Annotated in this window: 12 protein-coding genes; all 12 read left to right on the forward strand. The window is 37.3% G+C overall.

The features are described 5' to 3' along the window. Positions 1-153 precede the first annotated feature (153 nt). The 12 genes from ACQY44_RS00570 (at position 154) to ACQY44_RS00625 (ending at position 20,972) form a co-directional block, all read left to right on the forward strand. Positions 154-1,800 (forward strand): arylsulfatase, encoded by a 1,647-nt coding sequence (locus ACQY44_RS00570; protein WP_428228478.1) that lies wholly within the window; start codon positions 154-156, stop codon positions 1,798-1,800. Between the two features lie 1,056 nt (positions 1,801-2,856). Continuing rightward, positions 2,857-6,042 carry a SusC/RagA family TonB-linked outer membrane protein gene (locus tag ACQY44_RS00575; protein ID WP_428228479.1) on the forward strand — a complete coding sequence of 1,062 codons (3,186 nt, stop codon included), beginning with the start codon at positions 2,857-2,859 and terminating at the stop codon, positions 6,040-6,042. Between the two features lie 29 nt (positions 6,043-6,071). Then, on the forward strand, positions 6,072-7,532 hold the full coding sequence (locus ACQY44_RS00580; RefSeq protein ID WP_428228480.1) for a RagB/SusD family nutrient uptake outer membrane protein: 1,461 nt from the start codon (positions 6,072-6,074) through the stop codon (positions 7,530-7,532). A 46-nt stretch (positions 7,533-7,578) separates the two neighbouring features. Then, positions 7,579-9,279, forward strand: coding sequence for an amidohydrolase (locus tag ACQY44_RS00585; protein ID WP_428228481.1), 1,701 nt, complete (start codon positions 7,579-7,581; stop codon positions 9,277-9,279). A 19-nt stretch (positions 9,280-9,298) separates the two neighbouring features. Next, positions 9,299-9,454 (forward strand): hypothetical protein, encoded by a 156-nt coding sequence (locus ACQY44_RS00590; RefSeq protein WP_428228482.1) that lies wholly within the window; start codon positions 9,299-9,301, stop codon positions 9,452-9,454. Next, entirely contained in the window at positions 9,447-10,613 is a 1,167-nt protein-coding gene (locus ACQY44_RS00595) for an LLM class flavin-dependent oxidoreductase (RefSeq protein ID WP_428228483.1), read from the forward strand. Before ACQY44_RS00590 ends, ACQY44_RS00595 begins: the two co-directional genes overlap by 8 nt. A 22-nt stretch (positions 10,614-10,635) precedes the next feature. After that, positions 10,636-12,069, forward strand: coding sequence for an APC family permease (locus ACQY44_RS00600; protein WP_428228484.1), 1,434 nt, complete (start codon positions 10,636-10,638; stop codon positions 12,067-12,069). Between the two features lie 283 nt (positions 12,070-12,352). Continuing rightward, the gene (gene epsC / locus ACQY44_RS00605; protein ID WP_428228485.1) at positions 12,353-13,177 is read left to right on the forward strand and encodes a serine O-acetyltransferase EpsC; all 825 of its coding nucleotides are present in this window, start codon (positions 12,353-12,355) and stop codon (positions 13,175-13,177) included. Positions 13,178-13,639: 462 nt separating this feature from the next. Next, positions 13,640-14,560 carry a cysteine synthase A gene (gene cysK / locus ACQY44_RS00610; RefSeq protein WP_428228486.1) on the forward strand — a complete coding sequence of 307 codons (921 nt, stop codon included), beginning with the start codon at positions 13,640-13,642 and terminating at the stop codon, positions 14,558-14,560. 170 nt (positions 14,561-14,730) lie between these two features. After that, entirely contained in the window at positions 14,731-15,651 is a 921-nt protein-coding gene (locus ACQY44_RS00615; protein WP_072960213.1) for a family 2A encapsulin nanocompartment shell protein, read from the forward strand. Next, a complete protein-coding gene (locus ACQY44_RS00620; RefSeq protein WP_428228487.1) occupies positions 15,635-17,572 on the forward strand; it encodes a family 2A encapsulin nanocompartment cargo protein cysteine desulfurase in 1,938 nt (645 codons plus the stop codon). Before ACQY44_RS00615 ends, ACQY44_RS00620 begins: the two co-directional genes overlap by 17 nt. Before the next feature lie 391 nt (positions 17,573-17,963). Next, on the forward strand, positions 17,964-20,972 hold the full coding sequence (locus tag ACQY44_RS00625; RefSeq protein WP_428228488.1) for a SusC/RagA family TonB-linked outer membrane protein: 3,009 nt from the start codon (positions 17,964-17,966) through the stop codon (positions 20,970-20,972). Positions 20,973-20,978: the final 6 nt, after the last annotated feature.

The following is a 20,978-nucleotide window of genomic DNA, read 5'->3' on the forward strand; positions in this document are numbered from 1 at the left end:
CGACAAAGATTGTCGCCATTTCTTTGCGGAGTTTCTAGTGTGATCCCTCGTTCCTCGGAATGACAAAAAATGCGAATAAAACTTTGTCAAAGTTTGAAACTTTAACAAAGTGAAAACCCAACAATTTTCAAAAAAATTAAAATATCAACTATAATGAAAAAAACAATTATTACGCTAAATCTTCTGCTGTCAGTCGTTTTAGTTTCGGCACAAAATAAAACAACTTCAGAAAAACCCAATATAATTTTAATCATGGTCGACGATATGGGTTATTCTGATTTAGGGAATTATGGATCAGAAATTAAAACACCTAATCTTGATAAATTAGCCAGCGAAGGTTTACGCTTACGCGAATTTTATAATAATTCAATTTGTGCGCCAACCCGCGGATCCTTGCTTACCGGACAATACCAACACAAAGCCGGAATGGGATTTTTTGATGTCAATTTGGGTTTACCGGCGTATCAGGGTTATTTAAACAAAGAATCTTTGACATTAGGAGAAGTTTTTCGTTCTGGAGGTTACAGCACTTTGCTTTCCGGAAAATGGCATGTAGGTTCCGAAGATCAGGCGCAATGGCCAAATCAAAGAGGTTTTGATAAGTTTTACGGAATCCTTAAGGGAGCTTCTAACTATTTTGATACAAAACCGCTGCCTTTTGGTAAAACACCTTATCCGGTAAAATTAATTCGTAATAACGAGGAATTACATCCAAAAGACGATTCGTATTATTTTACAGATGAAATCGGGAACAATGCTGTGACTTTCTTAGACGAACAAAACAAAGAAAATAAACCGTTCTTTTTGTACTTGGCTTTTACGGCTCCGCATTGGCCATTGCAGGCAAAACCAGTTGATATTGCAAAATACCGAGGCAAATTTGACGAGGGCTGGGATGTTTTAAGAGAAAAAAGAATTGCAAAACTAAGAGCAAACGGAATTTTACCGGCAGATCAAACGGTTTCTCCAAGAGATCCTGAGGTTCCGGAATGGAGTAAATTGACGTATGACGAAAAGCAATTCTGGAAAGCTAAAATGGAAGTTTACGCCGCAATGGTCGATAATATGGATCAAAATGTGGGGAAAGTTCTGGAAAAATTAAAAGCTTTAAAAAAGGATAAAAACACACTGATTATTTTCATTTCAGATAATGGTGCACAGGGCGGTTTCAATACCTATAATCCGTTAGGAAGAGGTTTGGTTCGAAACGACGGACCTGTTGGAACCTCAGGATCATTTGATTATCAGGAACAAAACTGGGCGTATTTGTCGAATACTCCATTACAGCAATATAAAAATAACATGCACGAAGGCGGATTCAGTTCTCCTTTCATAGCGTGGTTTCCATCAAAAATAAAAGCGGGCCGAATCGATAAGGGAACCGGACATATTATTGACCTTGCCCCTACTTTTTATGAATTGGCCGGAATAGAATATCCCAAACAATATAATGGTGTGACGACAAACCCTTTGGTTGGAAGCAGTTTGTTGCCTGTTTTATTTAATAATGTTTCGCAGGTCGATAGAGGCGCACCATTATTTTGGGAAAGAGCCGGAAACAGGGCCGTAAGAGATGGCAAATGGAAATTGGTTTCGACTTATCCGTCGTACGAATGGGAACTTTATAACATCGAAACCGATCGTGGCGAAACCACTAATGTCGCGCAACAAAATCCCGGAATTGTAAACCAACTTTCGGCTGCTTATTTTGATTGGGCTGATAAAACCGGTGTTGTAGAATACAGTAAATTCAAATTAAAAACGGAGGTAATGCCTGGTGGAGCAGCTTTGAAAAAGTAATTGGCAGTAATTATTTTAACACATAGAAACATAGAAATTCTTTAACTTAAAAAAGACATTTCACTTATTTAACACACACATATATAGGTGTTTAAATTTTTCTCGCAGATTTGGCAGATTGAGCAGATTCTTTTTTTAATCTTGTAAATATTTAATCTGTAGTACGTGTATTTTAATAATCTGTGTAAAAAAGCATGTTTACTTTTTATATTCTTTTTAATACATATAAAAATCAAGATTTCTATATATTGAAAATGAAATAAGAAATTATAAAATCTGCTCAATCTGCCAAATCTGCGAGAAAAAATATTCAGGCATATTTGGAAATCAATACAAAATCGATGTATTCCTTTTTTCTAAATAGATTTACTAAAAGCGCAATTTTTTATTACATAAAACCTTTAAAGACAGAAAAATAAGTATAAAAATTTAACGTATACTTATTTTTTTGTTCTAATAGAATAAAATTCAACCTACTAAAAATCAACAGATTAAACCATACTTCAATTCAATTCGTAAGTTCTTCTCTCCTATTCAGTTAAAGAAAAATTAAAAAACTTTTGGTTTTTATTATATTAAATTTAACTTTGTCTATAGAATTAGTAGAGTTTAAAACCAAAAGAACTACATTTTGAAAACAACCGAAAGCATATCATTTTACATTCTTCCCAAAAAATATACTTATAACACTTTTTGTTATATGTGCTTCTGTTGTTAATTCCCTCACATCCTTTTCGTTCAAAATCGATTTCTATCTAAAGAATCGCAATTTAAAAAACGAGCTTTCTTAAACCTCAACGGTTTTCTTGAATATTACACCATCATTTTGCTGCATTTTTTGCATCAGGAAGGAGTATCACGCATAACTATAAATCATCCAAAAACAATAACTAAATACGAACAAACATGACACCAATACCACTACAAAATTGCACCTAAATATTTCTGCGGCAACAGAAATGGCAAGGCTTAAAGAACATTTATCACTCAATAAAACAATGCATAAGACATCCAATCTTCCGGCATTTTTTAATTACAAAAAATCAATAACCAAGAATGAAAAAAAATACAAAACTTATTTTATGGATTAGCATTTTGTTCATCTCCATCGGAATAAATGCTCAAAATACAGAACCCAATATTCAATCGAAACTTAACGGAACGATTGTAGATCAAATATCAAATCAGCCTATTATTGGCGCTTCGGTAAACATCAAAGGAACTACACACGGCGTTGAAACCGATATCGACGGAAAGTTTTACTTTCAGACCGGTCAAAAGTTCCCTTATACTTTAGTTATTAGTTATATCGGTTATAATTCTAAAGAAGTTACAGTAGACGGAAGTCCGGTGTTGATAAAACTAACAGAACAAGTGGAGAAACTAGATGAAATAGTGGTGGTAGGATACGGCACATCGGCCAAAAAAACCTTTACAGGAGCGACATCCAAAATCGATGCGAAACAAATTGCCAATCGTCCGGCGCAAAGTTTCGATCAATTGTTAGGTGGTCAGGCTTCAGGATTAAACATTGTACAACCCAGCGGATCTTTAAACAATACGCCTGTAATCCGAATTCGTGGAATCAACTCGATCACAAGTTCGTTATATCCATTAATTATTGTTGATGGTGTAACGGTTTTTACAGGAACAGCCGGAGGTGCCATTGGCAATAACCCTTTATCTGATATTAACCCGAATGATATTGAATCGATTGATGTTTTAAAAGATGCTTCGGCAGCGGCAGTTTACGGTTCTCGTGCGGCAAATGGAGTTATCGTTATCACCACTAAAAAAGGAAAGAAAGGAAAAGTAAACGTCAATTACGATGTTTGGGTAAGTTGGAATAAAGCTACGAATTTGCCAAAACTTTTAAATGCTGAAGATTATGTAAGTATTAAGAATGAAGCGAGAACCAATGCAGGACTTACACCCGGTTTTGCCTTAGGACAAAATGCTGACGGATCGACAATAGGAACCAATTGGTATGATGTAGCGTATCACACAGGAATTTCACAAAATCATAACCTGAGCTTTTCAGGTGCTACAAATTCTACCAGTTATTTTATTTCTACCAATTATTCAGACCAACAAGGTATTCTAAAAACGAATGAATTTGTGCGAAAAGGAATCCGATTGAATTTTGAACATAAGCTGAACAACTCCCTTACTTTAGGAACTAATTTCTCTTATAATAACTCCTTAAATTCAGGTCCAAATTCAGGATCTTCAACACCTAATTCCATTGGATCTTCAGCCGGAAATGCGGTGAATACACAATATATTGGTTTACAGCCTTTGGGAAGACTTACTTATATTTTACCATCCAACGTTTCAGTTTACAATCCTGATGGTTCTTACAACATCAACCCGAGTAACGGGAATATAGGATACGGAGCAAACAGTCCTGCTTTGGGCGTTTTTAATGCCTACAACTTGCAGACGATTTTAGATTTAGACAAAAACACTTCTGAAAACAACACTTTTATCGGAAGCATTTATGCCGAACTTGAAATCATCAAAAACCTGAAATTTAAAACGGTTTACGGTATCAATAATTTCGTTGTAGAAAACAAGGAATTTAGAAATCCGTTTAGCGGAGATGGTTTCTCTACCAAAGGAGCAGCAACAAATTCCAATACCAAATATTCGAGATCCAACTGGACCAATACCCTTACCTACGCGACTGTATTCGATCAAAAACACAATTTAAAAGTGCTTTTGGGACAAGAGAAAAATGTTCGCGAAATCGACGGTTGGGGCGCTATAAAAACCGGATTAACAGATCCTTTCTTTACCAGTTATCAAGGCGGATTTACAACCATTGCCCCTGGTCCTTCGGTTCAGACAGAAAATGTTTTGCTTTCTTATTTCAGTAGTATTGCCTACGATTATGACAAAAAATACTTGCTGAATCTTAACTTCAGAAGAGACGGATTATCAGCATTGGCATCCGGAAATAAATGGGGAAATTTTGGGGGAGCTTCTATAGGATGGAATGTATCCGAAGAAGATTTTTTCAAAAGTTCATCCATAAAAAATGTCTTAAATGCTTTTAAAGTTCGTGCCAGTTACGGAATTGTGGGTAACAGCGAATTAAACGATTATGCGGCGCTATCTCAATACACAGCAGGTACCTACGCCGGAGTTCCAACACTAAATTTTGCACAATCAGGCAATTCAAATTTAAAATGGGAAACCAGTAAAAAGTTTGACTTCGGAATCAACTTTGGACTTTTTGATAACAGAATTACAGTTGAAGCGGATTATTACAAAAACAACATCAACGATTTGATTTTGAATGCGCCTCAGTCTTTATCACAAGGAATTCCTAACAATTCTATTGCGGCAAACGTGGGTTCTTTATACAACAAAGGATTTGAACTTTCGATTAATGCGAACATCATAAATGATAATGATTTTCAGTGGAATGCAAGTTTTAATTTGTCTACCATCAAAAACAAAGTAACCTCTTTAGGCGGATACGGAGATATTTATCCAACGGCTTTGAGCACTTTCGGAATCCAGAATATTACAAGAGAAGGCTATTCTGTAGGATCGATTTTTGCCGTACCAACAACCGGGGTAAATCCTGAAAACGGAAACCGTGTTTATGTAAACGCTAATAACGAAGAAGTACAATACAACGCCCTTACAAAAGCTTTTACGTATCTAAACGGAGCTACTGCACCGGCAATCGACAACTATCGTGATGGTCGTATTCAGGGACCTTCATTACCCACTTATTATGGAGGTTTGAACAACAATTTATCGTATAAAAACTTCGATTTAACGATTGGTTTAACTTTCTCCGGCGGAAACAAATTGTACAACGGTACAAGATCGACTTTATCAGATCAGCGCTTCTTTAACAACGGAACTTTCATCAAAGATCGCTGGACAACTCCGGGTCAGGTTACAGATGTTCCTAAGTTAATTTACGGAGACAGTTTCTCTGGAGGATTCTCATCAAGCAACTCTGCTTATGTTGAAGATGGCTCTTATTTAAAAGTAAAAAACATCATTTTAAGCTATAGAATTCCAGTAAAAAACGAGTTGGTCAACAAATATATTTCGTCAGCCAAAGTATATGCACAGGGCTCTAATTTATATACCTGGACAAAATATCGCGGTTCAGATCCTGAAATTTCAATCAACGGAAACTCTATCAATTCAGGGAAAGATCAAAACGTACCGGCCAATTCAGTAGTATTCACTTTAGGACTTAATGTAGGTTTCTAGGCATTAATCTTAATTAAAATAAAAACATCATGATTTTCAATTATAAAAAAAGCATACAAAAAGCCTTCATTATTACGCCATTTCTAGCCTTATTATTGGCCGGATGTAGTGATAATGCTTTAGATACTGTTCCTGAAACGAGCATTTCTACAGAAACCGCTTTCAGCACACCAGCCAAAATTTTAGGTCAGGTAAACGGACTTTACGGTCAGTTTAGTAATCCGTCTTTTTACGGTGGTCGTTTCATTATTTTTAATGAACAAAGAGGCAACGAATTCAGCCAGAATGATGGAAACAATTCAACCGGAGCGAATGTTTGGAATCAAACCATAACTTCTTCGGGAGATTTTGTAAACTCCGTTTGGAGCGTTGCTTATGCCACCATCAATTTCTCGAATATTCTGATCGACAATCTGGCAACTTCTACTGTTGTCACTGAAGATCTACGTAAAAATTATATTGCCGAAGCTAAGTTTGTAAGAGCCATTTCGTATCTAAGTTTGGTACAAACCTACGCAAAACCTTATGCACAAAATAGTGCTGCATTAGCACTTCCGTTACGCTTAAAAGGAAATACATCAGGAGGACTTAATGACTTCGCTTTTAGCAGCGTGGCCGATGTTTACACTCAGATTCTAAAAGATCTTGACGAAGCCGAAGCTGATTTGCCGGAAAGTTATGCAACAGGAATTCTAACCGCTTCAAGAGCACATAAAGCTACAGCAATTGCCTTAAAAACCAGAGTCTATTTAAGTAAAGGCGATTATACAAAAGTAATTTCTGAAGCCAGTAAATTAGTTCCTGCAACAGCTCCTTTTCAATACGTTTCCGGAAGTTTGACACACCGTTTAGAACCAAATGTGGCTACCGTTTTTGGAGGTTCTTATGTAGGTAACGAAGCGATTTTTTCGATTCCGTTTACAACTGCTGCCGAAGCTCCCGGATTGCAAAGTGCCCTTGGCGGAAATTATTTAACTCCTGTTATTTATTTCAATACAGCAGGAATTATTGCTGATAATGTTTTTTCTGCAACCTCAACAGATGCCAGAAAAAGTTTGGTGATCACCAATGCAACAGGGCAAAAATTACTGAACAAATTCAAAAAAAATGGTGCCCCTTTTACTGATTATGTTCCTGTAATTCGTTATGCCGAAATCCTTTTGAATTATGCCGAAGCTGCTGCGCAAAGTGACAATTTGCCTTTGGCCAGAACGCTGTTATCAGCCGTTCGAAATCGTTCTGATGCTGCTTATGTTTTCACAACAGGAGTTACCACAAAAGACGAATTGATTAATACAATTTTAAACGAAAGAAGAATCGAACTGGTTGGCGAAGGATTCCGTACACCTGATTTATTGAGAAGAGTTCAGGCGCTTCCTGCCAAAACAGGAAATGCAGGTGCCGCACCTGAAGTTTTGCCAACAGCTGCCAATTACGTGTGGGCAATACCAAGTAATGAATTGGCTTATAACAAACTGGCTCCGAGATAGGATTGTAATTTTAGAAAATATCAAAAATTAAAAAGAAAATAACGAAATGAAAAATAACTTTAAATACCTGGCTGTAATCTTCGCTACGACGATTATAAATGCACAGCAAAAAAATACCGTCGAGAAGATTTTTATCAATGGAAATATTATTACGGTCGATGCCAAAAACAGCACTGCACAAGCCGTTGCTGTAAGTAATGGTAAAATTCTGGCTGTTGGAACGAATAGCAAAATCGAAAAATTAAAAGACAAAAACACCATTATTGTCGATCTAAAAGGAAAAACGGTAGTTCCCGGATTTATTGACGGTCACAGCCATTTTATGGGTTTATCGAGATCGACTACGGTAAATGTAGGATCACCGCCAATGGGCGATGTTAAAAATATTGCCGATTTGGTAAGCCGTATTCAGGATTTTCAAAAGAAAAATAATATCGCTCCAGGCGAATGGATCGATGCTTACGGATACGATCAGGATCAGCTGGAAGAAAAAAGACATCCGAATAAGGAAGATCTTGACGCTGCTTTTCCTAATAATCCCGTTACGATTACAAACATCAACGGACATATGTCGGTTTCGAATTCGTATGCTTTAAAACTTTCAGGAATTGATGTCAATACTGCAAATCCTCCAGGAGGTGCCATCGAAAGAAAAAAAGGAACGAACGAACCAACAGGATTATTACAGGAAAATGCCAGTCGATTATTGAAGAGACCTGCAAAACCAGCTCCAACTTTAGACCAGCAGATAAAAGATTTAAAAGAGCAGCAATTGTTTTATGCCAGCAATGGTATTACAACCGCTCAGGATGGATATTCAAGTTATGAATCTGTTGAATTATTGCATAAGGCGGCAGAAAGAAACGAGTTGTTCATTGATATTGAAGCTTTGCCTGGATATCCAACTTTAGAAAAAGTATTGAAAAATCCTGACTTTAAATTTGGTGTTCTAAAAAATCACTTAAAACTGGCCGGTACCAAAATGATTGCCGATGGTTCGCCACAAGGTAAAACGGCATTTTTTAGCAAATCGTATCTGGTAGAAGTTCCGGGTTGTAATCATGATGAATGTACAGGTTTCCCGAATATTACGCAGGATCAGTTTAATGATTTAGTCATTAAAGCATTCCAAAATAATGTTCGTCCGTTTGTGCATTGTAATGGAGATGCGACAATCGATATGTATCTAAAAGCAATAGAAAATGCCAATAAAACTTTAAATACAAACAGTAATGATCGCAGACCAGTTACGATTCACTCGCAATTCGTACGACCTGATCAGTTAGACGATTATAAAAAACTGGGAATCATTGCTGCTTTCTTTAGCAATCACGCATTCTTTTGGGGCGATGTGCACGTTCGCAACTTAGGTCCGGACAGAGCTAATTTTTTAAGCCCATTAAAAACAGCCATCAAAAAAGGTGTTGTAGCTACGAACCATACCGATTATCCGGTTACGCCATTAAATCAGTTGTTTTTGTTGTGGACTTCTGTTGAAAGAAAATCCCGTTCCGGTCAGGTTATTGGTCCGGATGAAAGGCTAACTCCTATCGAAGGGCTTCGCGCGATCACGATAAACGGTGCTTACGAATATTTTGAAGAAAATAGTAAAGGTTCTATCGAAACCGGAAAACTGGCCGATTTAGTGGTGCTGTCTGACGATTTAACCAAAATAGATCCTTCAAAAATAAAAGACATTACAGTTTTGGAAACGATAAAAGAAGGAAAAACAGTTTTTAAAAAATAATAACCTAAAACTCAAAAATATGAATCAGATCAACCTAAATCCCGCACCTGTTGTATCAATGAGAATTACTAAAAACACTTCTGAAATTTACTGGTTTAGTGAAGCTGATAAGCATTCACAGGGAAAGAATAAAAAATTAAAAAAGGCTTTAAAAAAGAATAAAGAAAATGATTGAAGGTAAAATTGAAACAGTAGCCATTAGAACCCCGGAAAGAGTCGCAGAAATTTCCTGGTTCAATGACATTATTGGTGGAGATACAGCATATTTAGGCGTTCTGGATAATGATCGCCGAAGCAGTTATGAACATTGTCGGGAGATTACGTTAGAAGCAGAAAAATTAGGTTTTAGCAATATTCTTTATCCATCGGCTTACACTGTGGGACAAGACGGATTGGCTTTTGCGGCAAGTGTTGCACCTGAAACCAACAAGATTACATTTTTACTCGCGGTTCGTACCGGAGAAGTGCATCCGCCTATGTTGGCGCGGGCTATTTCTTCCTTAGATCACATACTAAAAGGAAGATTAATATTGAATATCATCAACTCTGATTTGCCGGGAACTCGTGAAGATCCTAATTTGAGATACCAACGATGTTCTGAGGTGATTCAGATTTTGCAACAAGGCTGGACACAAGACAGAATCTCGCACAAAGGTGAAATCTATCAGTTTGATTTACCATCAGATCCCGTAAAATCTTATCAGCAAAACGGCGGTCCATTATTGTATTTTGGAGGAACTTCCCCTGGTTCCAGAGCCGTTTGTGCCAAACATTGCGATGTGTTTCTGACCTGGCCGGAATCTGAAGAATCGATGTATGCGACCTTAAAGGAAATGAGTGAACGCGCTGCCGCAGAAGGAAGAACGATAGATTTCGGGTTAAGAATTCATGTCATTGTTCGTGAAACTCAGGAAGAAGCCAGGGCTTACGCCAAAAAACTAATCTCAAAATTTGATGAGAAACGCGGATTAGAAATCAGAAGCCGTGGCGAAGATTCACGCTCGTTAGGAGTTTTAAAACAAGATGAATTAAGAGAAACTTCGGATGAAGATGGTTATGTAGAAGATATCTTATGGACCGATATTGGTAAAGTTTTCTCTGGCTGCGGAAGCGGTTTGGTAGGAAGCGCCGATCAGATTATAGAAAAACTAAACCGCTATATGGATATGGGTTTCAGATCTTTTATTTTCTCCGGCTTTCCTTTGATTGAAGAAGCGAACTATTTTGCCAAATTGGTTTTACCACGTTTGCCAAATGCATCGTTACCTCATCTGCAAGGAAGAATTCCAACAGAAACACCTACAACGCCTTTGACCAATGCTGAATTGGTTTAGTTTATAAAAACAAAAAATTAGAATGTCAGAAATAGAAAAAAAACAAGAATACAAAAGAGAACTCGGTCTTGCCGATGCGGCCTTATTGGTCGCCAGCGGAATGATTGGTTCTGGAATTTTTATTGTGAGTGCCGATGTTACCCGTAATGTGGGATCAGCGGGCTGGCTAATTTTAGTGTGGTTAATTGGCGGATTCATGACTTTGATTGCTGCTGTGAGTTATGGCGAATTAAGCGGAATGTTTCCTAAATCGGGAGGTCAGTATGTGTATTTAAAAGAAGCCTACAATCCGCTTGTGGCATTTGTGTATGGATGGAGTTTGTTTACCGTGATTCAAACCGGAACTATTGCCGCGGTTTGTGTATCGTTCTTTAAATTTCTGGCGTACTTTTTTCCATTCTTCAGTGAGGATTTAGTAGCTTTTAAAATTGGAGAATCCTTTACCATTTCGCCGGCACAGCTCTCCTCTATTGTCTTGTTATTCATATTAACTTATATCAATACCAAAGGTGTAAAACTCGGAAAAATAATTCAGAAGTTTTTTACCGGAACCAAACTGATAAGCTTACTAGTTCTTATTGTCTTCGGGTTTATATTTTTCAAACCCGAAGTCTGGCAGGCCAACTGGACAAATCCTTTTCATTTGCAAAAATTAAATCCGGATGGTTCGTTTTTACAATATACCAATACGCCTGCTTTTTGGGGCGCCATTGCTTCGGCTTTAGTAGGAACCGTAATTAGTTACGATGCCTGGAATAATGTGACATTTGTTTCGGATGAAATAAAAAATCCAAAACGAAATATCGGTTTGAGTTTGCTTTTAGGAACTGCCGTTGTAACCCTGATTTACGTTTCTTTAAACATCATGTTTACCGCAGTTTTACCCGTTGAAGCGATTGGAACACCGGAAAAAGACAGAGTTGGAATCGCTGCAGCACAGGCCATCTTTGGCTCAAGCGGCACTTCTATTATCGCGTTAATGATTTTGATTGCTTCTTTTGGTTGTGCGAATGGAATGATTTTATCAGGCGCGAGAGTCTATCAAAGTATGGCAAAAGATGGCTTGTTTTTCAAGAAAACAGCCATTTTAAATAAACATTCGGTTCCGGCAAACGCACTTTGGATTCAGTTTTTTATGGCGGTTATTTTGAGTTTAAGCGGCCGATACGGCAATTTATTAGACATGATTTCTTTTGTCGTGGTATTATTTTATGTGATCACTATTGCCGGAATTTTTGTTTTGCGACGTAAAAAACCACAACACGAAAGACCTTATAAAGCCTTTGGATATCCGTTTTTACCCGCCATTTATATCCTTTTAGGATCAGCGTTCTGTATTTTATTAATCATCTACAAACCTACGTATACCTGGCCTGGATTAATCATCGCAGGTATCGGAATACCCGTTTTTTATATTAGAGAGAAATTTTCAAAGCCAAAAGAAACAGCAATTTAAACTATTTGGCAGATTTTTTTAAGTTGTAATATTTTAATCTCGCAAAGACGCAGAGTCACAAAGTTTTTTAAGTTTTATGTTCTTATTTTGGAATTAATTTTGAAGTCATCAATACTATAAACTTTGCGCCTTTGCGAGATTATTTCAGCCCAGTAAAAAAAATCTTTGCGCACTAATGTGTTTAATAGTATTTGACTAGTCTCTTTTAAATGTTTTAGAATTCCAGTTCATATGAGTTGATTTCTCATAAAAATGTTAGTTATGAACCAAAAAACAAACCATTATGAATTCATTTTATCAGGAAATAGCCAACAACCACCAGAGTTTATTGATCCTTCCTCAAAAAAAGGTCATCCATCAATTTATTGAGGATTTATTCTCTGTTTTATTTTCGAATACTTCAAAACGCTTTGGTGATTTATCTATTATCAAAAATAAATTTGAAGTTTTAGAAAAGCAGTTTAATGAAATTGTAATTGACTACACGTCTGAAAAAGACAGCAGCTTTGAGGAAACTAAAACCTTCTTTGAAGCATTGCCTGATCTGTACAAAAAAACATTAAATGATGCCGATACAATTTTTAAAAAAGATCCTGCCGCCAAATCTATAGAAGAAGTTTTATATGCCTATCCCGGATTTTTTGCCATAGCCGTTTACCGATTTTCGCATCAAATATGGGAACAGGATTTAAAGCTTCTGGCACGCACTTTCTCCGAATATGCGCATATCAAAACGAGTATCGAAATTCATCCCGGTGCACAAATAGGCAACGATTTTGCCATCGATCACGGAACCGGAATTGTAATAGGTGAAACGACTATTATTGGTGATAATGTGCAAATATATCAGGGCGTAACATTGGGGGCTTTAAGTGTGAAAAAAGAAGAAGCTTTTATAAAAAGGCATCCTACGATTGAGAATAATGTGATTATTTATTCGAATAGTACGATTCTGGGCGGGCAAACTGTTGTGGGAAGAGATTCTATTATTGGAGGAAATGTCTGGCTGACGTATAGTATTCCATCCAACTCTGTAGTATATCATAAAAATGAAATCAAAGTAAAAGATAACAATCCGTTTCCGGAACCTATTTTTTATTCGATTTAGAACGGTTTTTTTTAACCATATAAGGGATATAAGGACATATAAAAGGTCATGACAACTTTGACAAAGTGTTGACCGTACAGTTTGTCATCCCGAGGAACGAGGGATCTCCGTTAGTAGCTCGACAAAGATTGGCGATTTAGTTTGCGGATTTTCTTGCGAAGATCCTTCCTCCGTCAGGATGACAAAAATGAGAATAAATATTGTCCTGATATTTTCGTTCCTGAGAAACACAACGAAAATATTTTTATGAAAATGACTGCCCTAGCCCCGATAGAAGTGGAAATCCTTTTGTGGCGTCCCGATAGCTATCGGGAGGAACAAAAGATTGGAACGCATTGCTTCGCCAGTTCGCACTTTCAGGCTCGGGTGCGGGATTAGCTCCTGAAAAGAAAAATAGTTTTATCATTAAGAATTGGGATGACAAAAAAAGATTAAAAAAGGCACAATAATAAAAAAAGCATCATGAAATATCAAAATATACTCGAAACCATAGGCAATACACCTCACATAAAACTCAACAAGATTTTTCCGCAACATCAGGTTTGGATCAAAATTGAAAAGTCGAATCCGGGGGCGAGTATCAAAGATAGGATTGCATTGGCAATGATTGAAGATGCGGAGCAAAAAGGACTTTTAAATCCTGATTCGATTATTATAGAACCTACCTCAGGAAATACCGGAATCGGGCTTTCGTTGGTTGCGGCAGTAAAAGGATACAAAGTGATTCTGGTCATGCCGGAATCGATGAGTATCGAAAGACGCAAAATCATGAATGCTTATGGTGCCGAATTTGTTTTGACTCCAAGAGAAAAAGGAACTTCGGGCGCGGTTGAAAAAGCGAAGGAATTAGCATTATCGACTCCGAATTCGTTTTTGCCTTTTCAGTTTACGAATCCGGCAAATGTTGAGATTCATGAGAAAACAACAGCGCAGGAAATTCTACAGGATTTCCCCGATGGCATCGATTACCTCATCACGGGAGTTGGAACGGGCGGACATATTACGGGAGTTTCGAAAATTTTGAAACAGCATTTTCCTAATCTTAAAACTTATGCTGTTGAACCTGCCTTATCTCCTGTTTTAAGCGGAGGTTCTCCTGCCCCACATCCTATTCAGGGAATTGGTGCGGGATTTATTCCGGAAGTTTTTAATCGGGATTATGTCGATTTGGTGATTCCGGTAGAAAAAGAAGATGCTTTTTATTTTGCGAAAAGATTACCAAAGGAAGAAGGAATTTTTGCAGGAATTTCGACGGGAGCATCTTTGGCAGCGATTTCAAAAGAGATTCATAAAATCCCGAAAGATGCTGTTGTATTGACTTTTAATTACGATACCGGAGAGCGATATCTTTCGGTTGACGAATTATTCGATCCGCTTTCATAACATTATAATTCAACAATTTAGACATCATTTCACATTAAATTAAACAACATTTATTTCTGACACTTTTATTTTTAACATAAATTTACTTATACAAGAAAATGGTGTTTTTACGAATGAAAATTCTTAAAATAATGTACCAAAAATAAATTAACCATTAAACCTTTAAAGCCATGGCTGAACAAAAACAACAACAAACAGCATTAGGAGATGTTGCAGCAAGACAATTAGCAATTGCAACTCGTACGGTCCCTCAAATTGGGACAATTTCACCACGTTGGCTCACACATCTTTTGCACTGGACACCAGTCGAATCAGGCGTATTTCGTTTGAATAAAGTAAAAGACGGAAGCCATATCGAAGTAGATTGTTCTGCGCGTGACGAAAGAGTTTTACCCAACACTTTTGTCGATTATATCGATAATCCAAGAGAATACAATCTGGCAGCGGTTCAGACTATTGTAGATGTCCACACAAGGGTTTCAGACTTGTACAGCAAACCATACAATCAAATTTCTGAGCAGCTTCGTCTAGCAATTGAAACAATAAAAGAACGTCAGGAAAGCGAATTAATCAATAATAAAGATTATGGTTTGTTAAGCAACGTTGCCAAATCGCAAATTATTAAAACCAGAACGGGCGCACCAACTCCGGACGATTTAGACGAGTTATTGACAAAAGTATGGAAAGAACCAGGCTTTTTCTTGTTGCATCCTTTAGCGATTGCTGCTTTTGGCCGCGAATGTACACGTCGTGGTGTTCCACCTCCTACCACTTCTTTATTTGGATCTCAGTTCTTGACATGGAGAGGGATTCCGCTTATTCCATCGGATAAATTACCAATCGTAAACGGAAAATCGAAAATCATCTTATTGCGTACAGGTGAAAGCCGTCAGGGTGTTATTGGATTGATTCAACCGGGATTACAAGGAGAGCAATCACCAGGATTATCGGTTCGTTTTATGGGAATTAATGAAAAAGCAATTGCATCATATCTGGTATCTCTTTATTGCTCATTGGCAATTTTGGTAGACGATGCCATCGCAGTTCTTGAAGATGTAGAAATAGGAAAGTACCATGAGTATAAATACTAACCACGACGGTTTACCAAACATTGAGGATTTGCAGCTTTTGGCGAACGAATTGTTTAAGACATTACCTAACGAGTTTCCTAAGGAGATTTCGTTAAGTCCTGATCGAAATGAACATCCGCGTGCGACAAAAATTGCAGAAACCTTGTTGAATGCCGGGAACTTAAGCGGTAATAGCGCGACAACTCTGCCATTACAGGATGTAGCAACGCCACCTTCTGGTGCACCTGCATTTAGTGGTTTTGGAGTATCGCCAACTGTTGCCAATTATGGTTCAGGAGCTTCGGCTTTGTATCCCAATGCGGGAGCCGGATTTGATCCTCAAAGTGGGGTTTCTCCATCGGGAATTCCACACGGAAATAATGTCAATGTCAACAATCCGCAAACGGGTTTTCATGATGTCAATTTCAAGAATGGCGGAACGGTGCAATCAAATGAAGAAAACGTCTTTTCGAAATTGCTTTTAAATCATGATTATCTGCCTTTTCAAACGGAAAGTTCTTCTTTTGAAACGGAACTAAATGCTGCATTGAAATTTGTTGATACTCAATTTACAAAACGTTTAGATTTTCCGTTAAACGGAAATGAAAATCCAAATTCGTATTATTTTTTAGAGCAAAATCCGTTTGCTTTTGATCAGAGAAATTCGAATTTAATTGTTGGAAATACTTTTGAAAAACCAGATTTCGGGAATATCTCAGGTTCTCGTTTTGATGCTAATGTGATTAAAAAAGATTTTCCTATTCTAAGAGAAACCGTAAATGGTAAGCCTTTAGTTTGGTTTGATAATGCGGCTACGACTCAAAAACCACAATCGGTTATTGATCGTATTGCTTATTTCTATGAGCACGAAAATTCGAATATTCATCGTGCAGCACATGAATTGGCCGCTCGTGCTTCTGATGCTTATGAAGCGGCCCGCGAGAAAGTAAAAGCCTTTTTGAATGCTAGTTCAGTAAACGAAATTGTATTTGTTCGCGGCGCGACAGAAGGAATCAATCTGGTGGCACAAAGCTGGGGTGATCATAACTTGGTTGCCGGAGATGAAATCATTGTGAGTAATCTGGAGCATCACGCGAATATTGTTCCGTGGAAACGTCTGGCCGATAAAAAAGGTTTGAAACTAAGAGTAATTCCTGTTGATGATGACGGACAAATTTTGTTGGATGAATATGCAAAACTGCTAAATTCAAAAACACGTCTGGTTGCCTTTACACAAGTTTCGAATGCTTTAGGAACTGTAACTCCTGCTAAAAGAATCGTAGAAATGGCGCATGCCGTTGGGGCAAAAGTTTTAATCGACGGAGCACAATCGGTTTCACATATGAAAGTTGATGTTCAGGATTTAAATCCGGATTGGCTGGTATTTTCCGGACATAAACTTTTTGGTCCAACCGGAATTGGCGCTTTATACGGAAAAGAAGATTTGCTAAACGAAATGGAACCCTACCAAGCTGGCGGAAACATGATTCAGGATGTGACTTTTGAGGAAATCAAATACCACAAAGCACCGAATCGTTTCGAAGCCGGAACCGGAAACATTGCCGATGCCATTGGTCTTGGAGCTGCGATTGATTATGTTACAAAACTAGGCATTGATGCTATCGGTCACTACGAACATCAATTGCTGGATTATGCGACAAAGTTGTTGAAAGAAATTCCAGGTGTTCGATTGATAGGAACGGCGAAAAATAAAGCAAGTGTTCTTTCTTTTAATTTACAAGGTTATACCAACGATCAGGTTGGTCAGGCTTTAAATAAAGAAGGCGTTGCGGTAAGAACCGGGCATCATTGTGCGCAGCCTATTTTGCGAAGAATGGGTGTTGAAACTACGGTTCGTCCGTCTTTGGCTTTTTATAATACCACGCAGGATGTTGATACTTTCATCAAAACATTGTGGGAACTTAAAAAAGTTAGATTTTAAATAATAGAGAAAATGTCTAGTGCGTCTTCTTGAAAAAATAATTACTTTTTTTGATATTTTAAGTAATTATAACCAAAAGCGATTGTTCTCTGAACAGTCGCTTTTTATTTAGGCAATCAAGACATTAAAGAATATTCATAAAAATCACGAAAGCGCCCCATACAGACACCAAATAACTGTTAATTTATTAATTTATAAACACTTAAAAGACATAAACATTTAAACAATAAGCAATAACAACTATTATTTTTTAAAAATAACCCCAAATTCATGACCGATTGTTACATATAACACAAAAATAGAATTTAATGTGATATTTAATGTTAAACAAATAAAAATTATTAACATTAAATTAAGATATTTGAGAAAACTAATCCAAAACTTTAAAAAAATGAAAATTAACGTAAAGCATTTTTTGTGGCTTTTGTTGGTATTATTTGTGCAAATGGCCCATGCACAAGAAGGATATATCTCCGGTAAAGTTACCGATGCAAAAAGGGTTCCTATTCCTGGAGTAAATATCGTTCTAAAAGGAACAAATATCAGTACTCAGACTGATTTTGACGGAAACTTTAAGATCGCAGCAAGAAAGGGTGATATTTTAATTGTGAGTTATGTAAGTTTTGCTACCGTTCAGGTAAAAGCCTCAAACTTAATGACAATTGAATTAACAGAAACTCAAAATGAGCTTGAAGCTGTTTTAGTAGTGGGTTACGGAACACAAACCAAGAGAAACTCAACAGATAATATTGCCAGAGTAACGGCAAAGGATATCCAGCAAATACCCGTTTCAAACCTGCAGAATGCTCTGGTGGGTAAACTGGCCGGTGTACAGGTAACACAAACAAACGGTAAAGTCGAAGGAGGAATCAATATCAGAGTTCGTGGAGCTGCCAGTATCAGTGCCGGAAGTCAACCATTGTATGTACTTGACGGTATTCCGTTAATCAACGATGATGAATCAAGCAACGGAGCTCCAACCAACCCATTACTGACTTTAAGTACCAGCGAAATTGAATCTATAGATGTTTTAAAAGATGCTTCTTCTGCCGCTATTTATGGTGCGCGTGGTGCAAACGGAGTAGTAATTATTACGACAAAAAAAGGAAAAGACGGAAAAGGTACTTTTGCGATCAACTTTTCACAAGGCGTTAGCGAAGTTACTCATAAAAAGAAATTTCTTAATGCTACACAATACGTTGAATTGTTACAGGAAGCCGGAAGAAATGTCAACGATTTAGCTTCTGTAGAAGATGAATTCGATTATTTGGCGCAAGGAACAGACTGGAGAAACGGGGAAGTAAATACAGACTGGCAAAAAGAAGCTTTAAAAACCGGTTATACTACTGATGCTGATTTTTCGGTTTCGGGAGGTGATGATAAAACCAAATACTTTTTCTCGGGTTCCTACAATAAAACGATCGGGATCGTGGACAGCAATAGCCTGGAAAGGTTAACAGCAAGAAGCAACTTATCACACAAAGTATCTGATCGTTTTACCGCAGGAATGAATATTGGTTTTTCAAGATCTGCCATTGACAGGGTTCAGGATGATAATGCATTTACAACGCCATTACAATCTGTTGCTCAGGCTCCTATTTCGCAAGCCAGATTAGCAGACGGAACGCCAAATCCGAACACTGAATATGCCAATTACCTTTTAGCGAAAGACAATAGTTTCTGGAAAACCATCATGAGAAGGGTAACCGGAAAAGTATTTGGTGAATTAAAAATTTTAAACTCTTTAAAATTCAACTCTGATTTTTCATACGATCTCTTAAGTCAGACCGAAGATTACTGGCAGGGAAAAAATGCACCATTTATGGCGACTGACGGGGCTGTATTTGCCACCTCGGTAAATACTGAAAATTATGTTTTTAGTAACTACTTTACTTTCGACAAAACTTTTGCAGAAAAGCACGTTATAAATGCTGTTGCAGGTATGGAATTCAATAAATACAACAGAAGATATCAGGATGTAAACAGTATTTATTTCCCTAATGATAATTTCCAGACCGTTGATGGAGGAGCTGAAGTAAATGAAGGTCACGGAAGTCAGACGGATTATGCCTTTGTTTCTCAATTTGGAAGATTAAATTACAGTTATGATGGCAAATATCTTTTTAAAGCAAGTGTACGTCGTGATGGTTCTTCCCGCTTTGGAAAAAATAACAGATTTGGAATTTTCCCTGCTTTTTCTGCTGGTTGGGTAATCTCTCAGGAAGAATTCTTAAAAGACAATCCTGTTTTAAGTTATTTAAAATTGAAAGGAAGCTGGGGTAAGTTAGGAAATGCCGAAATTGGAAACTTTGCTTCGCGCCAATTGTATCAGCCAAATCCTTATAACCTAAAATCAGGACTAACATTTAGCCAACCCGGAAATGACGATCTTACCTGGGAAAAATCAACTCAGACTGATTTTGGTTTCGAAATTGGATTCTTAAACAAAATCACTTTCGAAGCTGATTATTATCAAAAAGATACTGACGGATTGCTTTTCGATGTACCACTTCCTAAAAGTGCGGGTGCTGGTACTAGCGGAACCATCAGTAAAAATATAGGAAAAATCAGAAGCAATGGTTTCGAGTTTACTTTGAACACTAAAAATATTGAGACAGAAGAATTTAAATGGACCACCAGTCTTAATATTACTACTAATCAATCTAAAGTAAAATCACTTCCAAATGATAATACAGATATCGTTTCAGATTATACCATCAACAGAGTTGGTCAAAATATTTCTTCGTTTTACTTAGTAGAATATGCAGGAGTTGATTCACAAAATGGAGATGCTCTTTTTGTAAAAAATACTAAAAACGCTGACGGAAGTATTGATAAAAGTACCACAAATGATTATAGCGAAGCTAAAAGGGTAATTTCAGGAAATCCTTTTCCAACTTTAATGTCCGGTTTAACCAACACAATCACTTACAAAGGTGTTGATTTTACTTTTACTTTTCAGGGAGAATGGGGTGCCAGTATTTACAATTCAGCAGGAATATACCAATCAACAGCAGCGGATTATTTTGACAATCAAACAGCTGATCAGTTAAACCGCTGGCAAAAACCAGGCGATATTACAAATGTTCCTCAGGCCAGATTTGGCGGTTCAAACGGAACGCAGAATTCAACACGTTATTTAGATAAATCAGATTTTATTCGTCTTAGAAATATAACAGTAGGGTATTCTTTGCCTAAAAAAACGGTAAACGACATGGGGATGAGCAATCTGAGAGTTTATATTACAGCTGTGAACCTGCTTACTTTCACCAATTACAACGGAACTGACCCGGAAGCCAGAAGAGATGATAATACAAGAACAAGCCCAAAAACAGGGGAAGATTTCTACTCAGCTCCACCAGCGAGAACAATTGCAATGGGAGTAAATATTAACTTTTAAAACGAA

Source organism: Flavobacterium sp. (assembly GCF_965277525.1).
Taxonomy (GTDB): Bacteria; Bacteroidota; Bacteroidia; order Flavobacteriales; family Flavobacteriaceae; genus Flavobacterium.

What these genes read in the sequence shown, in the direction of transcription:
- ACQY44_RS00595 (WP_428228483.1), top strand. Translation starts at nt 9,447, where the DNA reads ATGATTGAAGGTAAAATTGAAACAGTAGCCATTAGAACCCCGGAAAGA.
- ACQY44_RS00575 (WP_428228479.1), top strand. Translation starts at nt 2,857, where the DNA reads ATGAAAAAAAATACAAAACTTATTTTATGGATTAGCATTTTGTTCATC.
- ACQY44_RS00570 (WP_428228478.1), top strand. Translation starts at nt 154, where the DNA reads ATGAAAAAAACAATTATTACGCTAAATCTTCTGCTGTCAGTCGTTTTA.
- ACQY44_RS00615 (WP_072960213.1), top strand. Translation starts at nt 14,731, where the DNA reads ATGGCTGAACAAAAACAACAACAAACAGCATTAGGAGATGTTGCAGCA.
- ACQY44_RS00580 (WP_428228480.1), top strand. Translation starts at nt 6,072, where the DNA reads ATGATTTTCAATTATAAAAAAAGCATACAAAAAGCCTTCATTATTACG.
- ACQY44_RS00585 (WP_428228481.1), top strand. Translation starts at nt 7,579, where the DNA reads ATGAAAAATAACTTTAAATACCTGGCTGTAATCTTCGCTACGACGATT.
- cysK (WP_428228486.1), top strand. Translation starts at nt 13,640, where the DNA reads ATGAAATATCAAAATATACTCGAAACCATAGGCAATACACCTCACATA.
- ACQY44_RS00590 (WP_428228482.1), top strand. Translation starts at nt 9,299, where the DNA reads ATGAATCAGATCAACCTAAATCCCGCACCTGTTGTATCAATGAGAATT.
- epsC (WP_428228485.1), top strand. Translation starts at nt 12,353, where the DNA reads ATGAATTCATTTTATCAGGAAATAGCCAACAACCACCAGAGTTTATTG.
- ACQY44_RS00620 (WP_428228487.1), top strand. Translation starts at nt 15,635, where the DNA reads ATGAGTATAAATACTAACCACGACGGTTTACCAAACATTGAGGATTTG.
- ACQY44_RS00600 (WP_428228484.1), top strand. Translation starts at nt 10,636, where the DNA reads ATGTCAGAAATAGAAAAAAAACAAGAATACAAAAGAGAACTCGGTCTT.
- ACQY44_RS00625 (WP_428228488.1), top strand. Translation starts at nt 17,964, where the DNA reads ATGAAAATTAACGTAAAGCATTTTTTGTGGCTTTTGTTGGTATTATTT.